Raw genomic sequence first — 18,174 nt, forward strand, 5'->3', positions numbered from 1 at the left:
AAAGCAGAAATTCCAGTTTAGGCGGCACGGGCAAAATTGCTGCGCTGCATGATTCATATTTGACGCGCAGCATGTCGGATTGGCTCATTCGTCTGGCCGCTTCCCCAAGCGGCGTCCAAAGTCTTACAATCACGCCTCGTTGAATAAATACCAACCACGGATTCATCATGCTGCGCATTACCGAACTCAAACTCCCGCTCGATCATAACGACGACGATTTGCTAGCTGCGATTTACGCGCGACTCAATATCAAGCCTGCCGATCTGAAATCACATCTGGTTTTCAAGCGCAGCTACGACGCGCGCAAGGGTCAGATGATGCTGACTTACATCGTCGATCTGACGCTTGAGCCGCAGCTGTACAAAAAGCTGCTCGCCAAATTCAAAGATGACGTGCATGTGATGGCGACGCCCGACACCCGCTACCACTTCGTCGCGCAGGCGCCTGCACAACTGCCGCATCGCCCGATTGTCGTCGGCTTTGGTCCGTGCGGGATTTTCGCCGCTCTAATTCTGGCGCAAATGGGTTTCAAACCGATTGTTCTGGAACGCGGTAAAAAGGTTCGCGAACGTACGCAAGACACCTGGGGCCTGTGGCGCAAGAACACGCTGAACCCGGAATCGAACGTGCAATTCGGCGAAGGCGGCGCAGGGACATTTTCGGACGGCAAGCTCTACAGCCAGATCAAGGACCCGCGCCACTTGGGGCGCAAGGTACTGACAGAATTTGTCAAAGCCGGTGCGCCAGACGAAATCCTCTATATCGCCAAGCCGCATATCGGTACGTTCAAGCTCGTCGGTATGGTCGAAAAAATGCGCGCCGAGATCGAAGCGCTCGGCGGTGAGATTCGCTTTCAACAACGCGTTGAAGACCTGATTCTGGAACAGACTTCGGACGGCAAGCAGCAAGTGCGCGGCGTTCGCGTGGCGGATTTGGCGCTGGAAGGCGCTCCCGTCAGCGAAATCCGCAGCGATCACGTCGTTATCGCGCTCGGCCACAGCGCGCGCGACAGCTTTGCGATGATGCACGAGCGCGGCGTTTTCATGGAAGCTAAGCCGTTCTCGGTCGGCGTGCGGATCGAGCACCCGCAATCCTTGATCGACAAGGCGCGCTGGGGCAAATACGCCGGGCATCCGATTCTGGGCGCTGCGGACTATAAATTGGTTCATCACGCCAGCAATGGCCGCGCCGTTTACAGCTTCTGCATGTGTCCGGGCGGCACCGTCGTTGCCGCGACGAGCGAGCCGAACCGCGTCGTCACTAATGGCATGAGCCAGTATTCGCGCAACGAACGCAACGCCAATTCGGGTCTGGTCGTCAGCATCGACCCAAGCGACTACCCCGGCGGCGCGATGGCCGGCATCGAATTCCAGCGCGCTCTGGAAAGCCACGCCTATGTGCTTGGCGGCGGCGACTACAACGCGCCAGCGCAGCTCGTCGGCGATTTCCTCGCTGGCCGCGCATCCAAAGACGTTGGCAGCGTCGAGCCATCGTACAAACCCGGCGTGAACTGGACTGATCTGAACAGCGCCTTGCCCGATTACGCCATCAATGCGATGCGCGAAGCGCTGCCTGAATTTGGCAAAAAAATCCGCGGCTACGATATGCATGACGCGGTGATGACCGGCGTCGAGACGCGAACTTCGTCGCCACTGCGAATCACGCGCGGTGACGATTGCCAGTCGCTGAACGTGCGTGGCCTGTATCCTGCGGGCGAAGGCGCCGGTTACGCGGGCGGGATTTTGTCGGCCGGTGTAGACGGCATCAAGGTCGCCGAAGCTTTGGCGCTGGATATGCTGAACTAGGGGTATTGCTCTGCAGGCCTAATTCAACAATCCTTGCAGAGCAATACATGTCAGGATATCGATTTTTCGAAAGCTGCACAGCTGGAAATTACTGATGGAACAAGCAATTGCATTGGATCAACACCAAAAGCTCACTCAGAAATTCTGCGTAAGCAGCCTAGCTGAAATTCCCCAAGGCAGCCAGCTGGTTCGGATTTTGGCTCGTATCAGTAAAGAGAAAAAGCTTAACCCAGTTGACCAAAGCTATCTAAATCGATTTGAAATGCTGGCTATTGCTGATTTTGCATTGGGAAAAATTTCGCACCCCGATTATGTAGCAGCAATCAGCCAGCGCTCAGAAAATAAAAAAGTTGCGTTAGCTCAACGCCTAGATGAAGAAAAAAAGCAATTTCAAGCAGAGCTGGCCAAGAAACGGAAATTAGCCGAGGAAAAAGCAGAGGCGCTCAGGCAAGCAGAAATAAAGAAAGCCAAAGAATTAATGCGAGCCGAAGGAAAAAAAATATCCGCGTTTAAGCTTGAAGCAAGTTGCTTGGCGATGAAAGATGATGTCGAACGTAGGCAAACAACCTTCTCTTCATTTGAAAAATATCAAGAATCAAAAAATAATGATATAGCCTCACTCAATAAATATGGATTCGTTGATGAAAATCCTTTGCAGCATGCGCGTCTGCTGCGAATTATAAAGAAAATAGAAACCAATACATCCTTATTTGAATCCGATATTCAGTATTTAAAATCTCAAGGATTTTTTAAGTTACAAGAGTATGCTATTGGAAATATCAATTTCGAAGAATATAAAGCTGGAAAAGCACAAGAGACCATATGGAAAAATGAAGCCATCGCAATTGAAGCTGAGCACCAGCGGATTAAGCTAAAAATAGCAGAAGAACAACGCCTAGCGGATATAAAACTTGCCCAAGAACGCGCCCTCGCCGCAAAAATTGCTTATGATAATGATCCAATCAACATCGTTAAAGCAAAACAAGAAAAACTGAAAAATAAATACGGGATTTTCGGTTTTATTGAAAAAGATTGCTTCAAGAAATTCATCAATATTCTGAATGCAGTCGATGCCAAAACACGACTTAGCGATGAAGATATCATATGGCTCGAAACAACGGCTAAAAAATATTACACCGATGAATTACGCAAAGCCTATCACTATATAGAGGCACAATTTCATCACGACGAATTTAGTAAAACCAAAGACTCATGGTCAGCAGTCAATGCCAGTAAGCATTATCGAAAATCAGAACAAGCACGCGCGGCAGATACGCTATTAAGCAGTATCGATATTGACCAGGAAAAAGATCCCAAACTTAAATCTGCATTTTGCACTACCCACGGCGGTGTCAAACGTGATTTAAGACTGTTCAGAGATGCACTCGTACTCGGTGACAAAGCCCATCTACTCACACCCCAAGATATTCGCCCTTGCACTTTACTCGGAGCGGTGAATATGGAAATGGGCAACTATGAGCTCGGCCAATCGTGGTACGCCAAAGCAGTCGAACGTGGATATACCGAGAAATCCGTCGATGATGAGCTTAAGCAAATCTTCAAGCGCGCAGATAAAGAACAAAAAGCAGCATTAAAAGCGCATTTATTGAAAACTGATGCGCGGCGTTATTGCTGGGTAAATCCTAAAAAATAGAAATTGATACCTCGAATCCCCCTTGTCGTTTGGAAAGAAGAGATTGCAACTCATTGATTTTTCATCATGCGCGAAGCGTTGCCTGAATTTGGCAGGAAAATCCGTGGTTACGATATGTTTGATGCGGTGATGACCGGCGTTGAAACGCGCACCTCGTCGCCATTGCGAATCACGCGCGGCGACGATTGCCAGTCGCTGAATGTGCGCGGTCTGTATCCGGCCGGTGAAGGCGCGGGCTACGCGGGCGGGATTTTGTCGGCGGGTGTGGATGGCATCAAGGTCGCCGAAGCTTTGGCGCTGGACATGCTGAACTAGGGGTATATTCATGCAGACCAATAAATAATTGATCTGCAACCAAATACAATAGCGGGTATATCCCGCCATTTTTTCGCCTCAATGCGTCGCAAGAATGTTTTAGCGAGGCCGCATACCAATCGTCAACCGACTCGAACGATAACAGAAACGATGATCTAGTCTGATAGAAAGCTTGTCAGGAGCTGAACCCATGTCACTCAAATCACTATTGCGATATGTCTTGCTACTCCTGCTCCCGGCGACGCTCCATGCCGAATCCAAGGTGTTGAATATTACGATGTTTGGCAAAGAACTCACTGCGACCGAGCAGCTTGCGATCAACAAATTAAACAAAGCTTATTCCAGTCTGGGGCTGGAAATGAAGCTGACTCTATTGCCCGGCGAGCGTGCGCTGCAAGAATCAAATCATGGCATGACCGATGGTGAATTGATCCGCAAGGCGGGGCTGAGCAAGAGCTATCCGAACCTGATCCAGTTGAAGGTGCCAATCGGCGAAGTCAAAGTGATGGCGTTTAGTCTGGATAAAACCATCAATGTCAGTCGGGGCTGGATTAGTCTGAAAGACTATTCTTTTGCTTATGATCGTGGAATGAAAGCCGTCGAGGCCAATGTTGCAGGCTTTCCCAGCGCCGCGCCCACCGATGGTACGGCTGTGGCCTTCAGAAACATGCTGCAGGGTCGGGTCAAACTGGTGGTGACAAGCGAGGACGATGGGCTGTCCACTTTAAAAACCATGGGGCTGGATTCAAAAATCACCCCACTGACCCCGCCCTTGGGCAGTGTCATGCTGTATCACTATCTGCATAAAAAACACGCCGATCTGGTGCCACAGTTAGAGCGTGAACTGGCGAAAAACACCCATTAAATGCAGGTGATGTTCTCAATTCGTGTTGATGCCACTACTTCCCCCTTTGAAAAAGGGGGATTGAGGGGGATTTGATACTATTTGCAGCCGCAATAATCGCTAAAATAGTGCTGAAATCCCCCCTAACCCCCCTTCAAAGAAGGGGGGAACTACTGCCATTAAATCTATTTGCCGATCAACACAAAACAGGAACATCGCCTAAATATAATGGGTATATTGCCCCAGACCATACTAAATATGGCTTAGATAAAAATACAACGGCGGGTATATAACCCGCCGTTTTTTAATCAAGACCGAAACCAGAGATTATTTAAGCAAAGTAACGCCAACAGCAACCGCTTCGGTATAAGTGGCTTTGATCTGGTCGCCTTTTTTGATCAGTTTGAACTGCTCAGGGTCACGCACATTCAGCACCAGCGTATTGTCTACGCCTTTCACGGTAATGGTATTGGCTTTGGCATCGACTTTTTCTACATTGCCGACAACGGTGGTCTGAGCAGCAATCGCTTTCGCTGGCTTGGCCGCAGTGCCGCTTGCCACTTGCGTTTCAACGATCACTTTTTTCACTTTCGAGCCGGTTTTGAGCAATTCGACTTGCAAGTGCTGCAAATACTCAACGCTGACTTTGTCGCCGACTTTCAGTTTGTCAAAGTTCTTCACTTTCTCGCTCGCCTGCACATCCAGCGTTTTGCCTTCGGCATTTTTCAGCGTCACGGTTTTTTTCGCCGCATCAATCGCGCTGATGCTTGCATTCGCGGTGATGATTTCAGCCAGAGCCACTGAGCCCGGTTTTGAGACCATTGCAACTTGCTGGGTCGGCGCTGCGTAGCTTGGTAAAGCCAGTGCCGTCAGCAAGGCTGCGGTTAATACGATTGCTTTTTTCATTGCATTGAATCCTTGTAAGTTTGAGCACATTGTCTTGCCAATCCAATATACCAGCAGGAATGCTGCAAGTGAACCCGCTTTCCGCTTCCCTTGCTTGATTCCTGTCGATAGCAGATCAAAACATGAATGTTTTTGTCGAAGTTTAGAAAGCAAATCAATCGTCACGCGTCAGCACTTCGAGCAATTCGATTTCAAACCGCAAATTGGAGTTGGGTTTGATGTGCGCGCCGATCTGGCGCTCGCCGTAGGCCAGATGAGCGGGAACAAAGAGTTTGCGTTTGCCGCCCACTTTCATGCCCATGATTCCCTGATCCCAGCCTTTGATGACGCGGCCAGTGCCAATAACGCACTGGAATGGCTTGCCCTTGGCGATGGATGAATCAAATACGGTGCCGTCTTCGAGTGTACCGGTGTAATGCGTCGTGATCAGCGCGCCGCGCACGGCCGTCTTACCTTCACCAAGCACGATGTCTTCGATTATCAGTTCGTTGTTCATATTGCTGAGGCTCTGTTATTGGATGTCGGCGGATTTTAGCGCAGATCGGGAAAAGTCAGCGCGACGCTGGCGCCACCCAACTTGCTGCGTCCTAATTCGATTTGACCTTGATAGGCCTGAACAATATCAGCGACGACCGACAGGCCAATGCCGTGGCCTGCGACGCGCTCGTCGAGCCGGATGCCGCGCTGCAGCGGTGCGCTGGTATCGCTAAAACCGGGGCCGTCATCAATGACGCTGATTTCCAGCGCGTGCTCTCTGATTCCGATCTGCAGCTCGACTTGCGAGGTCGCCCATTTGCCGGCGTTGTCGAGCAGGTTGCCGATGATTTCAAACGCATCACCTTCGTCGATCGGCCATTGCAAATCGTCAGCGCAAGCGAGTCTGAAACCGATTTCGCGCTCCTTGTGGACTTTCTGCATCGACGCAATCAGCCGCTGCGCAATCGGTTTCAGTTTCAATGCATGGGCCAGCTCGACAGTCCCGCGCAGCGCAGCGCGACCGAGTTGGTGCTGAACGATGTGATCCATGCGGCTGATCTGCTCGGTCACGCGCGTTTGCAAATCGGGTGCGTTCAGGTCGGCGCGCAAAATCGCCAACGGTGTTTTCAGGCTGTGCGCCAAGTCGGCGAGTGCTTCGCGGTAACGTTGCTGGCGTGCGTGCTCCTGCTCGACCAGCCGGTTCAGGCGCGCGGCCAGCGGTGCAATTTCGCGCGGGTATAGGCCATTGACCTGTTTTTGCTCGCCTTGCTCGATCTCGGCCAGCTCATTTTCGAGCCGGCGCAGCGGTGATAAACCCCAGCGCAGCAAAATGGCCTGCGCGAGCAGCAAACACACCGCAGCCGCGGCCAGCGAACCCCATAAAGCTTGCTGAAACTGGGTCAGCTGCGCGGTAAAACGGCGGGTATCTTCGAAAACGGTAAAGCGCAAAGTCTGCGTCTGCTCGCCGATCACCCAGCGCACCTGATACGCCGCGCTCAGGTATTGCCGGGAATCAAACTCGGTTTGCTGTTGCAGCCATTGGCCGGTCTGCGATGTAGACAAGGGAAAATGCCCCAGACTGACTGCCGATGGCGACTGCCAGTTTTCCTTGCGCGCCGGATTGTCGATCCGCGCGTACAAGCCGGAGTGCGGCACAGTCAGCAAAGGTTCGGCAAGCGTCGCTGGCATGACCAGATTGCCTTGCGAATCGAGCTCGGCAATCGCAATCAGCATATACACCGCGCTTTGCAGCCGGGTGAAATGGCTGTCGCGCAAATGTTCGGAATACACGCGCTGCACCGCCAGCCCGGCCAAACAGAAAAAAGTCAGCATGACCAGCATTGCACCGATGTGCAGTCGGGCGCGGATCGACAGATTACTCATGCGCAGGCATTCAGCCGGTAGCCACGGCCGCGCAAGGTTTCGATCAGACCGAGCGAGCCATCCGGGTCGAGCTTGCGGCGCAGGCGGCCGATCAGTACTTCGATCACATTGCTGTCACGGTCGTCGTCGTGTGGATAAAGATAATCGCTGAGCGCCTGTTTGCTCACTACATTGGGGCGTTGCTGCAGCAAGTATTCGAATAGCCGGTATTCGTAGGCGGTCAGCTCGATCACGCCGTCGGCGTTGCTGACCTCCTGCCGAGCCAGATCAACCCGGATCGCGCCCAGATCAAGCCCGGCAGGCTGAGCTTTGAGCGCGCGGCGCAACAATGCCATCACTCGCGCAGCCAGCTCGGGGTATTCAAACGGTTTGGTCAGATAATCGTCGGCACCGGCTTCGAGCCCGGCGACTTTGTCCTGCCAGTTGGCGCGTGCAGTCAGAATCAGAATCGGCATATCGTGTCCGGCGGCGCGAACCCGGCTGATCAGCTCGACGCCGTTCAGCTTGGGCAAGCCCAGATCAACGATCAGCAAGTCAAACGGATATTCGCACGCCTGATACAGCCCGTCCGCGCCGTCGCTCGCGGTGTCGACACGGTAACCGGCGTCGGTCAGCTTGCGCGCCAGCGGTTCGCGCAGCGCGGCCTCGTCTTCGATCAGTAACAATCGCATTGGATGATGTCGACAGACCTAGCGAACTGCGCCGGTCGCTTCGTCAACAAACACCGCGCGCACATCGCCGGCCGTCGTCAGCACTTTGACGCGCCAGACCGATTTGCCGCCGTCGATGAATTTCTCGACGTTCAGCACTTTGCCGCCATTGGTTTTCTTTTGCGCCAGCGCAGCAGCGTCATCGCGGCTGACTGCGGCATACGCCGAAGTCGCAGCCAGACACAGTGTCAGCAACATGATTTTGAGCAAGGATTTCATTTGAGTTTCCTTTTCAACAAGTATTTCATTGTACCTGCAATGCGATCGCCGCGAATGCGATCAGTGCCACAAGCGGCGCGATCACTGATCAGCCAGCTCGACCATCACGCGGACCGGAATCCGGCGGCCAACCGGGCCGGGGTCGCGCTCCATCGTGGCAGAATAAATCTGCGAGCGATATTCATAATCAACCTGATAGCCGCGCAGCTGCTGCACATAATCATTCACCTGACGGCAATGCTGAACTTCGCGCTGCACGGTTTCGGGCGGTGTATTGCCGACCTGAGTGCCCACATAGGCCCCGAGCAAGGTACCGGCAACGGTCGCCACCGTTTTGCCGCGACCCTTGCCCACCTGATGCCCCAGTGCGCCACCGGCAACACCACCGATAATGGCTCCGGCGTAATTATTGCTACGCGGCAGCTGTTCGGTAATTAGCTCGGTACTGCATTGCTGGCGCGGCTGGATAATCTGTTCATATTGCGGCGTAACATTGCGGACGATGGCGTAATCACGTTTTTGCCATTGCCCATCCCGGTAGCTGACCCGCTCGTAATTACCTGCCGCCGCGTTACCGACGATCACCATGCCCAGTACGATCAATGAGAGTTTGCGCATTGTTATTGCCTCCTTGTATGGCTGCATGATGCGCTGAGCTGGCTGAATCAAAGCTGAATGCCAAAACTGGTTCGGAGTGAGTTAACTGGCTGGATACTCAGAAGGTCAAACTCTAAGGCATTTAGCGCACCGGCCACTGCCATGCGGGTCTGTCGAGTGGAGTTTGATCAAGCAGCCGGCTTGCGCCCAGCTCTTTTTCCAGTTGCAACACCTGTGCTTCGCGCAAGCGGCTGAGCGCGGTGACGAGGCGGGCGGCGTGGCTGACGACGATCACCTGGCTGTGTGCCGCCGCAGCGCCAATCAATCGCGCCAAGGCGGGCAGCAAATCGGGATGCAAGCTGGTTTCCGGCTCGTTCAGCACCAGCAATTCGGGCGGCCGCGGGCTTAACAGCGCGGCGACGAGTAGCAAATAGCGCAACGTGCCGTCGGATAATTCAGCCGCTGATAATGGACGTAGCAAGCCTGATTGCCACATTTGCACGCTAAAGCGCGAGTTTTCAACGACGATTTCGATGCGGGCGCCGGGAAAAGCGTCTGTAATCGCTGCGTCCATTTCCTCGCCGCGACCCAGCTCGCGGATGGTTTGCAGCGCAGCAGCCAGATCGCCGCCATCGTGCGCGAGCACTGGCGTGTAAGTGCCGATTTGCGCTTGCCGAGCCGGCGCTTGGGCGTCGCTGCGCAAATGATCGTAAAAACGCCAAGCGCGCATCCGTTCGCGCAGCGCCAGCACTTCGGCCGCACGCAAAGGGTCGGCGCAATGGCTGAACAGGCTGTCGTAGGGCGGAACATGGCGGCTGAGAATTTGCCAGTCGCGGCCATTGCGCACTTTGCACAGACTGTGATCGCGGTCGGCGAGCAGTACCGATTCGCGCAGTACCGGCCCCGCCCAAATGCATTCGCGTTTGAAATGTGGGTCTTTCAAAAAGAAGGAAGGATCATCGGGCGCTTGTTCGGGCAAACCCAGATCGATCGCATAGCCAAAATCATCGGCAGCAAAACCGAGTTTGAGCGAAATTACTTCTTTGCGAACCGTACCTTGCACCGGCACTTCGCCGCGTTTCATCGCGCGGCTGATATTTTCCGGCCCTGCCCACAGCGTCGATGGAAAGCCGCCCTCTTGCGCCAAAGTGCCCACAAGCCGTCCTTGTGCACTTTCAGCCAGCAATCGCAAAGCACGGTACAAGCTCGATTTACCGCTGCCATTGGCGCCGGTAATCACATTGATCTGGCCGAGCGGAACGATCAGCTCGCGCAACGAGCGGTAATTGGCGATGGCGAGGGTATGGAGCATGACAATGGCTTTATTTGGATGGATCTACAGATTAATTCGGATGTTGGTCGTGGAGCAAGAACTGGTCTGCTTGATATGGTGTCGGCTCCAATTTGACGAATTCGCGCTGCATCACAAGGACGACTTGCTGCTGAAAGGAAAAGCAAGTTTCACATCGGCATTTTCAAAGAAGCTTTGTTACATAATCACAGACTTCCAATCAAACAAGGAGACAAGGAGCTAGGCCAGTTGTTGTCGGCTCAGTTGTTTACACAAAACAGTTTTGCCTTTCGCAAAACACTTGCACCCAATCGCACTAAAATAATCCCATCCCAGCACGCTAACGCCACTATGCCCACCCTGATCCCCGACCTTGAATCCGCCATCTCCATCGCCACTGGCACACCGTTTCACGTGAAGCAGCAGCGCAGCGTCGGTGGCGGCTGTATCAATCAGGCTTTTGTGATTGGCGATGCGGCCGATCCGGCGCGGCGGTTTTTTGTGAAAACCAATCGGGCGGCGCTGCACCCCATGTTTGTCGCCGAGGCGGCGGGTTTGCGCGCGCTGGGGGCGGGGATACGCGTGCCGCAGCCGATTGCGCATGGGATTAGCGGCGATACGGCGTGGCTGGTATTGGAATACTTGCCGCTGGCGGGCTCGCCCGACCCAGAGTTGATGGGCGCTGCGCTGGCGCGGGTACACCGGATAACGCCGACTGGCGCGCCGCGTTTTGGCTGGGAGATCGACAACACCATAGGCTGCACCAAGCAAAGCAATCGCTGGCACGATAGCTGGGTCGATTTCTGGCGCGAGGAGAGGCTGCTACCGCAGTTCAGGCTGGCGCGGCAAAACGGTTTTGATTTTGGCGTAGCGGGCGAGGCTGTGCTCGATAAAATCCCCGATTTTTTCCGCACTTACAGCCCGCAGCCGAGCTTACTGCACGGCGATTTGTGGGGTGGCAATGCGGCGGGGCTGGCTGATGGTACGCCGGTGGTGTTTGATCCGGCGTGCTACTTTGGCGACCGCGAGTGCGATCTGGCGATGACCGAACTCTTCGGCGGTTTCGGCTCGCGCTTTTACGCTGCCTATCACGCGGCATGGCCGGTTGATGCGGGCTATGCACAGCGCAAGACGCTGTATAACCTGTACCACATCATCAACCATCTGAATTTATTTGGCAGCAGCTACTTCGGCCAGGCACGGCAAATGCTGGCCGAGCTGCTGCGCGGCGGCTGATTTATTCCTGCGCGAAGCGAAATACATGCTCGCGTGCCTGATTGGCCTTGATCGTCAGCTCGGTCGTCAGCATTTCACCGCGGTAAACGGCGCTGACGCTGTATTTGCCAGCCGGTAAATTGGCCAGTAGAAACGGCCCCGGCACGACCAGATTCAATACTTCGGCCTGGCTGGCGAGGTTAACGACTCTGACGGTGACGTCAGCCAGATAAGCGCCGCTCATTTTCACCGCAAAAGTCAGCCGACAGTTGTAATCGGCTTTCACCGCATCAAGCGCCGCTTTTTCATCATCACCAACACCACCAACCAGATATTTCACGCCGGACGGCGCATGCATGACTGTTTTTGCCGCAGGCTGCTCGATCTGAGCCGCAAACGCCAACCCGCCGCCCAGTGCGAACACAATGGCCAAAAATAGACGATTTGCTTTCATTTTGTCCTCCAAATCATTTTGATCAAAAACCTTGCAAACCCGATCACGGTTATCCATTCCACTTTAGTTCGCGTCTTGTTCGTTAAAGTTTCATCTTAAAAATCAGAGTGATAAACGGAGTTCAAATCCCGACCGCTTAGATTTCACGCGTGCCATAACAGCCCAGTACCCGGATTTTGATGCGAGATTCAGCGTGTCCAGACCGCTCATAAGCCTGATTCAAAGAAATGCAGCTCAGCAGCAGAGCGAAGGAATAGAATAAATCTTGATTATTTCGATGCCAATCAATGACTTGCAGCTGAATACGGCATCGTTTCCCGACATGAACCCTTCAGTAGGAGGCGTGATCATGAAAGCTCTTTTTCTGCTGCTCGCAACACTGGGCTCCGGTGTCGTAGTCGCAGCACCGCCCAGCGAGACCAGTGATGTCATCGTTATTTTTCATAACAACACCACATCGACGAGATTTCACGGGCTGGCCAAAGCCGATGAAAGGATGGCGGCCAACCCCGAGGCTTGGAATTATCTCGATCAGGGTTTGCTCGGTGTGGTGCAAAAGCTGGAATCACATCATCAATTCAAGGCCAATCATGTATTCAGCTATGCCACACGCGGGTTTGCAGCCAGGCTGAACAAGAGCCAGATTGATGCCTTGCGACTCGACAAGTCGGTGGCATATATCGAACCGGACCAGCCCGTCAGCATCATTGCTCAAACCTTGCCCTGGGGCATAGACCGGATCGGGGCTGATCAGAGCTGGACACTGGCCGGCAACGGCTCGGGATCGGTCAGTGGTATTAATGTTTATGTCATTGATACGGGCGTCTATGCACATCCGGATCTGAATCTGGTTCGGCACGTCAATTTTGCCGGAGGGCAAAATGCTGATTGCAATGGCCACGGTACTCACGTCGCCGGAACGATTGCCGCCAAAGATAATGATGCTTACGTCGTCGGCGTTGCTCCCGGCTTGCCACTGACTGGCGTCAAAGTCCTCGGCTGCAACGGATCGGGGTCGATGTCGGGCGTGATCAAAGGCGTGGACTGGGTCACAGCCAATGCAGTACGACCCGCCATTGCCAATATGAGTCTGGGCGGCGGCGTCAGTCAGGCGCTGGACGATGCCATTGTCCGTTCAGCCAATCTGGGCGTTTTTTATGCGCTGGCAGCAGGCAATAGCGGCGCCAACGCCTGCAATAGTTCTCCCGCACGAGTGGGCGGCAATATCAATAATGGCATCGTCACCACGGCCGCGACTGATTCGGCCGATAAGGAAGCCTCATGGAGCAATTACGGGCCATGCGTCGATATCTGGGCGCCGGGGGTCAGTATCTTGTCGACCAAGCTCAAAGGTGGAGTGACCACCATGTCAGGCACATCAATGGCATCGCCTCATACCGCCGGCGCTGCTGCGCTTTACTGGGCAACGTGGTCGCAATGGTCTAATGAAGCGAGCGCGACACCTCAGGAAATCGAATACAAATTGAAGCTGGAAGCATTCAAATTAAGCACCACAAGCAAAGATGGTCGCTTGATTAATCTGCTCAATACTGTGCCTTTGCCTTAGCTGATGTAGATGTCAGCGCCGCCTTCCTTTAACCCTTCGAAGGAAGGCGGAAATAATCCACAGCACTTATCCACAAGACTTGATCGCCCGTTAACCACCCGCACCCGCCCAATGCCGCATTCCCAATTTCCACTGCCAGTGCAGCGCGTACAGCGAAGTTGCGGCAATAGCGGCCATTAGCGTGATCGTGCTCCAGACATTTGCATCGCGCAGCAAAGCCAGACTGGGCCACCAAACAATGCCGGCCAGCGGTAAAGCCATAAAAGCATAGCGGGCGAGTTTGGGGAAAAGCTCGAGCGGGTAACGCGACATATCGGTCAGCTTACCGACGGTGATCTGCATCGCAAACGACTCACCAAACCAGAAGCAGCTCGATACAGCCATCATATTGACAAATAGCAACACAATCGCCGCAAATGGCACCATGATCCAGAATTTAAGCCAGAACATCCCGTCGAGCAGAAATGGCGTATTCCACAAGCCGAAAATGCAATACGCCAAGCCGGTAAACAGGCAGATGAAACCCTGCGGATGAAAACGCTCAAGCGCCAAAAGCAGCAGCGGATGGCCAGGGCGGGTGTAAAACCGTGTGAAATCGCCGTTTTTCAGCCAGACCTCCACCCAATACATCGCGTTATAACAGCTGCTTTGCGGCGCAAAAATCGTGAACATAAAGCCCTGCATAAAGATGATTTCGCCACGACTCCAGCCCATCACCGAGCCCGAAGCACCCAGCATAAAGTAGACCGTCAGCATGCTGGCGAGCGACGTTGAGATCACGCCAAGCATAATCAGGCCAAAATCGGCGCGATTTTCCAGTTTTGCCGCTGCGTCGGCGCGCGCCATGCGCAGGTAGGCGGTGGCAAAAGTCATACTACCCTTCCTGTGGATAAGTTTGTGAGCAAGTTATTAACAAGCTGTGCGTGGGCCTGTGTTTTTGCTGTGCGCAATTTGACTGAACTTCTGCTCAGCCACTTCATGCGATAACTTTGCGCAACCAGAAATATTGCTTGATCCGCAAACGCGTCAACATCGCCTTCGAGATATCTTCGAGCATGACCAGTACAAAAATCACCGGCAAACTGAACTTGAAGACAAATGCCCCAAGCATTGCCAGTGGAATCCCGATTCCCCACTGGCCGATCAAATCAATTTTGAGCCCAGCACCCACATCGCCACCACTACGCAGCACGCCACTAATGCCGACTGCATTAATCGTTTTGACCCAGAAAGTCAGCACCATAATCATATAAATACTGATCGCAATGCTGGCTTTATCGCCATCGAGCCTGAACAGGTTCAGAAATAAGGGCATGACGGCCAGCAGCAATACGCCGAGGGTAATCGATGTGAAAATGCTGTATTTCAGATATTTGTGACCATCCGTCTTGGCCTGATCGAACCGGGCTTGCCCCAGTGTATTGCCAAGCAAAATTGCCGTTGCAGTCGCCAGGCCCTGCTCGATTGCAGCACTGATCGATTCGAGTGGCGTTAATGACGCCATCACCGCAAGCGACGCAGTTCCCATGCGACCATATATCATGCTGTAAATAAAAATCCCCAGCGCCCACAGCAGGCCGTTGATCGTTGCGGGAATCGAAATTGCAGTGTAGGTGCCGATTTCCTGCCGCGTGATCGATACCAAATCGCCCAGCCGGGGCAGCAGAGCGGAGCCTTTCAGCAGAAAGTAGCCCAGCAGCAGCATCGATTCGACTGCGGCACTGATGACAGTCCCCCAAGCAGCACCCAGAATGCCCTGCGCCGCAAAACCCGCTATACCAAAAATCAATACATAGCTCAGCAGCACATTGAGCAAGACGCCAATCAGGCTGGCATAAGTCGCCATCGATGCACGACCCGAAACGCGCAATGCAATTCCCGCCACATTGTTAATTGACAGAAAGACAAAAGCGAATGCAAAGATTTGTAAATAGGCTGCCGCATTAGCAATCAATGCCGCATCCTGACTCGCCAAACTCAGCCAGTGCGGTGCCGCAAACGTGAACAAAATGAGGATAGGTAACAACACAAACAGGCTGGATGTCGCCAAAGCCAGCCAGACCGATTTACGCAAACCGACAATATTCTGCTCGCCCCAATATTGCGCCCCCAGCACACTGCAACCACTGACCAAACCACCCAGCGCAACCAGCCCGACCATAATGGCTTTGCCCGAAATACCGACAGCGGCTACCTGTGTCATACCCAGCGATGAAGTCATCAAAATGTCGGCGATATTGCGTGCCGATAAAAACAACAACTGCATCGTCACCGGAATCGCCAGCGCATAAAATTTATACAATTCTTTTTTCATTCCCGACACCTTGATCAGTTTTTATCCGGCACCTCCGAAGTGCCTAAATCATCGCGTTAGATCTATCCCACCCGCCGCCAGATTTCATATTCGACCTGACGCTCGCCTTCGAAACGGCGGTTGTGCCACAAATCGTCGATCAGTTGGAACTGAAACACATAGCTCTGGCCGACCATCGCACCGTATGACGCCATATCGGGAGACTCTGTATAACGCTCGGCATCAAAAGTATAAGTACCGCTGGCCGACGCATAAAAAGCACCGTCTTTGAGCGTCAGAAAAGTAAAGTGCCGCTCGGTAATCACTTTGCGTGAGCTGAGGGCATTCATATCGTAAATCTCAACCGTCTGTCCGGGCTCGCCACATTCGCCCGACACCAGTTGCCATGCACCAATAAACGGGTTGTTATCCATCATTTTTCCTCCTGTTCAAGCACCAAAAATAACCAACCTGCGCTGAATCACTCGGCTCGCCCAGTTGGCCGCGCCAACAAACAGCAAAGCCCACACGGCCTGAATCAATAGCGGCGTGATATCGCTCATTTGCCCGGTGAGATAGCTCACCGGTGTATTAAAAAAATGCGCAAAAGGCAGCCAATGCAAAATGGCTTGCGCGCCTGCGGGCAGGAAGGCGAGCGGGATCAGTGCGCCGCCCAGAAACTGCACCACCACATCCTTGCTGGCGGTGATGCCCCATAAATCGGTGGCGATAAAGCCCGCCAGACCAACGACAAAATCAATACAGAACAGCAGCACAAAGGACAAGGCGATTGACGCAATCGCCAGCAGCCACGAGCTGGGCGTCAGGCGCAGACCGGCCCATAACAGAAACGCGCCAAAGGCGGGCAAAAAATAGGCCGCTTGCGCCAGCACGCGCCCCAGTGACATGGCGGCATGACGCAGTGGCAGCGAGACAGGTTGCGTCAAGGCGGTTGCCACTTCTCCCGAACGAATCTCTCGCGCCAGCCGCCAGTCGCCAAAGGCCTGCAACACGGCAAATAGCGTTTGCGCCGTCGCGACATGCAGCAAAGCCGTCGAGAAATTCATACCGGCATGCCGATCATTTCCGGCGTACAAAGCCTGCCACAGGTAATACAGCAACCACATGCCCAAGAGATAACCCAGGGTGAGTATGGCTCTGCCACGCTTATCTGTCGCGACGATGCGGGCATTACCCCATGCCAAAGCAGTACAGGCTTTCAATCTGTGCTTCATACAGCAGCTTCCTCCGCCACATCGGAGCGCAGCTGTTTGCCGACATAAAACCCATGCAGCAAGTCTTCAAAGCTCTGCTCGACTGGCTTGATTTCATGTACGGTAAATGGGGCCAGTGTCTTGACCAAATCGGCAAAGGGGAGGGCGTCGTCGTGGCGAGCGACTTCCAGCCAGTCGCCATTGCTACGCACAGCCAGAGCGGCCGGATGCGCGGCGAGCACTTCATTCGCCGCAGCAATCTGGCTAGCATCAACCCGCGCCGCCCACCAGCGCCCGTCACCGGCGTGAGCACGAAAATCACTTAAACTGCCGTCAAAACGCAGCGTGCCGTGGTCGATCAGCAGCAAACGGCGGGTAAGTCGCTCAATATCGCCGACATCGTGCGAGGTAATCAGCACCGTCGTTCCGGCTTCCTGATTGAGCTTGCGTATCAGCGCGCGCATCCGTGATTTCATTTCCAGATCGAGACCTATTGTTGGTTCGTCGAGAAAAACGACTTCGGGCGCGTGCAGAAATGCGGCGGCAATTTCACACAGCATGCGCTGCCCTAGGCTCAGCGTGCGCGCGGGTCTATCCCAGAACTCATCCATACCGCCATCAGCGCGAAACAGTTTGAGCTGTTGCTGGTACACGGCGTCCGGCACGTCAAACAGCGCCTGCAAAATGGCAAACGAGTCGCGTACCGGCAGGTCTTGCCACAATTGCGAGCGCTGACCAAACACGACACCAATCCGTTTGACATATTGCTGGCGCTGCCGCATCGGGTCAAACCCCGCCACCGTCACACGACCACTCGATGGCGCCAGAATGCCGGTCAGCATTTTGATCGTCGTCGATTTGCCCGCGCCATTGGGGCCAACCAAGGCCACGCATTCGCCGCGCGCGATGTCAAAACTCACCTCGCTAACGGATTTGTTTTCGTTGTATTGCGGCTGCAATAGCTGGGTAAAGCGCTCCTGCCAGTTGCTCGCGGCGCGCGGGGTTTTGTAAATGCGGCTGAGGTTTTGGGCTTGGATGAGCATTATTTTCTACCTATTTTCATTAATCCATCAGCGATACCAACAACGCTGACGAGTCTTGATTTCCCTTCATGGCATGAGTATCTACACCAGTTTTTCGCATTTGTTCCCCCCTTCGTCGAAGGGGGGCTAGGGGGGATTTTTGCGCAATTTAAGTGCAGTATTTGACTGCCCAAATAGAGCCAAATCC

At 53.8% G+C, this 18,174-nt stretch carries 19 protein-coding genes; 6 read left to right on the plus strand and 13 right to left on the minus strand.

The genetic code is table 11. The features are described from left to right. Positions 1–167 precede the first annotated feature (167 nt). From ACG2XO_RS05175 to ACG2XO_RS05190, 4 genes are all read left to right on the plus strand, one after another. The gene (locus tag ACG2XO_RS05175) at positions 168–1,805 is read left to right on the plus strand and encodes an NAD(P)/FAD-dependent oxidoreductase (RefSeq protein WP_410499756.1); all 1,638 of its coding nucleotides are present in this window, start codon (positions 168–170) and stop codon (positions 1,803–1,805) included. A 94-nt stretch (positions 1,806–1,899) separates the two neighbouring features. After that, entirely contained in the window at positions 1,900–3,459 is a 1,560-nt protein-coding gene (locus ACG2XO_RS05180; protein ID WP_410499757.1) for a hypothetical protein, read from the plus strand. A 66-nt stretch (positions 3,460–3,525) separates the two neighbouring features. Then, complete coding sequence (locus tag ACG2XO_RS05185; RefSeq protein WP_410499758.1) at positions 3,526–3,774, plus strand: hypothetical protein; 249 nt, start codon at positions 3,526–3,528, stop codon at positions 3,772–3,774. A gap of 190 nt (positions 3,775–3,964) precedes the next feature. Next, the gene (locus ACG2XO_RS05190) at positions 3,965–4,639 is read left to right on the plus strand and encodes a hypothetical protein (protein WP_410499759.1); all 675 of its coding nucleotides are present in this window, start codon (positions 3,965–3,967) and stop codon (positions 4,637–4,639) included. A gap of 306 nt (positions 4,640–4,945) precedes the next feature. Here ACG2XO_RS05190 and ACG2XO_RS05195 read toward each other — a convergent pair whose 3' ends face one another. From ACG2XO_RS05195 to ACG2XO_RS05225, 7 genes are all read right to left on the minus strand, one after another. Further along, the gene (locus ACG2XO_RS05195; protein ID WP_410499760.1) at positions 4,946–5,524 is read right to left on the minus strand and encodes a hypothetical protein; all 579 of its coding nucleotides are present in this window, start codon (positions 5,522–5,524) and stop codon (positions 4,946–4,948) included. 154 nt (positions 5,525–5,678) lie between these two features. Beyond that, entirely contained in the window at positions 5,679–6,020 is a 342-nt protein-coding gene (locus ACG2XO_RS05200; protein ID WP_410499761.1) for an FKBP-type peptidyl-prolyl cis-trans isomerase, read from the minus strand. 35 nt (positions 6,021–6,055) lie between these two features. Continuing rightward, entirely contained in the window at positions 6,056–7,384 is a 1,329-nt protein-coding gene (locus ACG2XO_RS05205; protein ID WP_410499762.1) for an ATP-binding protein, read from the minus strand. Further along, entirely contained in the window at positions 7,381–8,055 is a 675-nt protein-coding gene (locus ACG2XO_RS05210) for a response regulator transcription factor (RefSeq protein WP_410499763.1), read from the minus strand. The genes ACG2XO_RS05205 and ACG2XO_RS05210 overlap by 4 nt, the downstream gene beginning before the upstream one ends. Positions 8,056–8,073: 18 nt before the next feature. Next, the gene (locus ACG2XO_RS05215; RefSeq protein WP_410499764.1) at positions 8,074–8,313 is read right to left on the minus strand and encodes a PepSY domain-containing protein; all 240 of its coding nucleotides are present in this window, start codon (positions 8,311–8,313) and stop codon (positions 8,074–8,076) included. Between the two features lie 81 nt (positions 8,314–8,394). Further along, positions 8,395–8,931 (minus strand): glycine zipper 2TM domain-containing protein, encoded by a 537-nt coding sequence (locus tag ACG2XO_RS05220; RefSeq protein WP_410499765.1) that lies wholly within the window; start codon positions 8,929–8,931, stop codon positions 8,395–8,397. Between the two features lie 121 nt (positions 8,932–9,052). Then, complete coding sequence (locus tag ACG2XO_RS05225; RefSeq protein ID WP_410499766.1) at positions 9,053–10,222, minus strand: AAA family ATPase; 1,170 nt, start codon at positions 10,220–10,222, stop codon at positions 9,053–9,055. A 330-nt stretch (positions 10,223–10,552) separates the two neighbouring features. On the opposite strand from ACG2XO_RS05225, the gene ACG2XO_RS05230 reads away from it, so the two are divergent. Further along, positions 10,553–11,437, plus strand: a complete 885-nt coding sequence (locus ACG2XO_RS05230; RefSeq protein ID WP_410499767.1) for a fructosamine kinase family protein — start codon at positions 10,553–10,555, stop codon at positions 11,435–11,437. Between the two features lies 1 nt (position 11,438). Here the strand turns inward: ACG2XO_RS05230 and ACG2XO_RS05235 are convergent, their stop codons facing one another. After that, the gene (locus ACG2XO_RS05235) at positions 11,439–11,870 is read right to left on the minus strand and encodes a hypothetical protein (protein ID WP_410499768.1); all 432 of its coding nucleotides are present in this window, start codon (positions 11,868–11,870) and stop codon (positions 11,439–11,441) included. Positions 11,871–12,219: 349 nt separating this feature from the next. On the opposite strand from ACG2XO_RS05235, the gene ACG2XO_RS05240 reads away from it, so the two are divergent. Then, positions 12,220–13,437 carry a S8 family peptidase gene (locus ACG2XO_RS05240; protein ID WP_410499769.1) on the plus strand — a complete coding sequence of 406 codons (1,218 nt, stop codon included), beginning with the start codon at positions 12,220–12,222 and terminating at the stop codon, positions 13,435–13,437. A 90-nt stretch (positions 13,438–13,527) separates the two neighbouring features. On the opposite strand, the gene ACG2XO_RS05245 is transcribed toward ACG2XO_RS05240, so the two are convergent. The 5 genes from ACG2XO_RS05245 to ACG2XO_RS05265 all read right to left on the minus strand — a co-directional run bounded on the left by ACG2XO_RS05245 (position 13,528) and on the right by ACG2XO_RS05265 (position 17,987). Continuing rightward, positions 13,528–14,310 carry an ABC-2 family transporter protein gene (locus tag ACG2XO_RS05245; protein WP_410499770.1) on the minus strand — a complete coding sequence of 261 codons (783 nt, stop codon included), beginning with the start codon at positions 14,308–14,310 and terminating at the stop codon, positions 13,528–13,530. Between the two features lie 103 nt (positions 14,311–14,413). Then, positions 14,414–15,751 (minus strand): MATE family efflux transporter, encoded by a 1,338-nt coding sequence (locus ACG2XO_RS05250; protein ID WP_410499771.1) that lies wholly within the window; start codon positions 15,749–15,751, stop codon positions 14,414–14,416. A gap of 62 nt (positions 15,752–15,813) precedes the next feature. After that, positions 15,814–16,167 carry a hypothetical protein gene (locus tag ACG2XO_RS05255; protein ID WP_410499772.1) on the minus strand — a complete coding sequence of 118 codons (354 nt, stop codon included), beginning with the start codon at positions 16,165–16,167 and terminating at the stop codon, positions 15,814–15,816. Between the two features lie 12 nt (positions 16,168–16,179). Continuing rightward, positions 16,180–16,965, minus strand: coding sequence for an ABC transporter permease (locus ACG2XO_RS05260; RefSeq protein ID WP_410499773.1), 786 nt, complete (start codon positions 16,963–16,965; stop codon positions 16,180–16,182). Beyond that, positions 16,962–17,987, minus strand: coding sequence for an ATP-binding cassette domain-containing protein (locus ACG2XO_RS05265; RefSeq protein ID WP_410499774.1), 1,026 nt, complete (start codon positions 17,985–17,987; stop codon positions 16,962–16,964). The genes ACG2XO_RS05260 and ACG2XO_RS05265 overlap by 4 nt, the downstream gene beginning before the upstream one ends. Positions 17,988–18,174 lie beyond the last annotated feature (187 nt).

This window comes from Chitinibacter sp. S2-10, assembly GCF_046530675.1.
Taxonomy (GTDB): domain Bacteria; phylum Pseudomonadota; class Gammaproteobacteria; order Burkholderiales; family Chitinibacteraceae; genus Chitinibacter.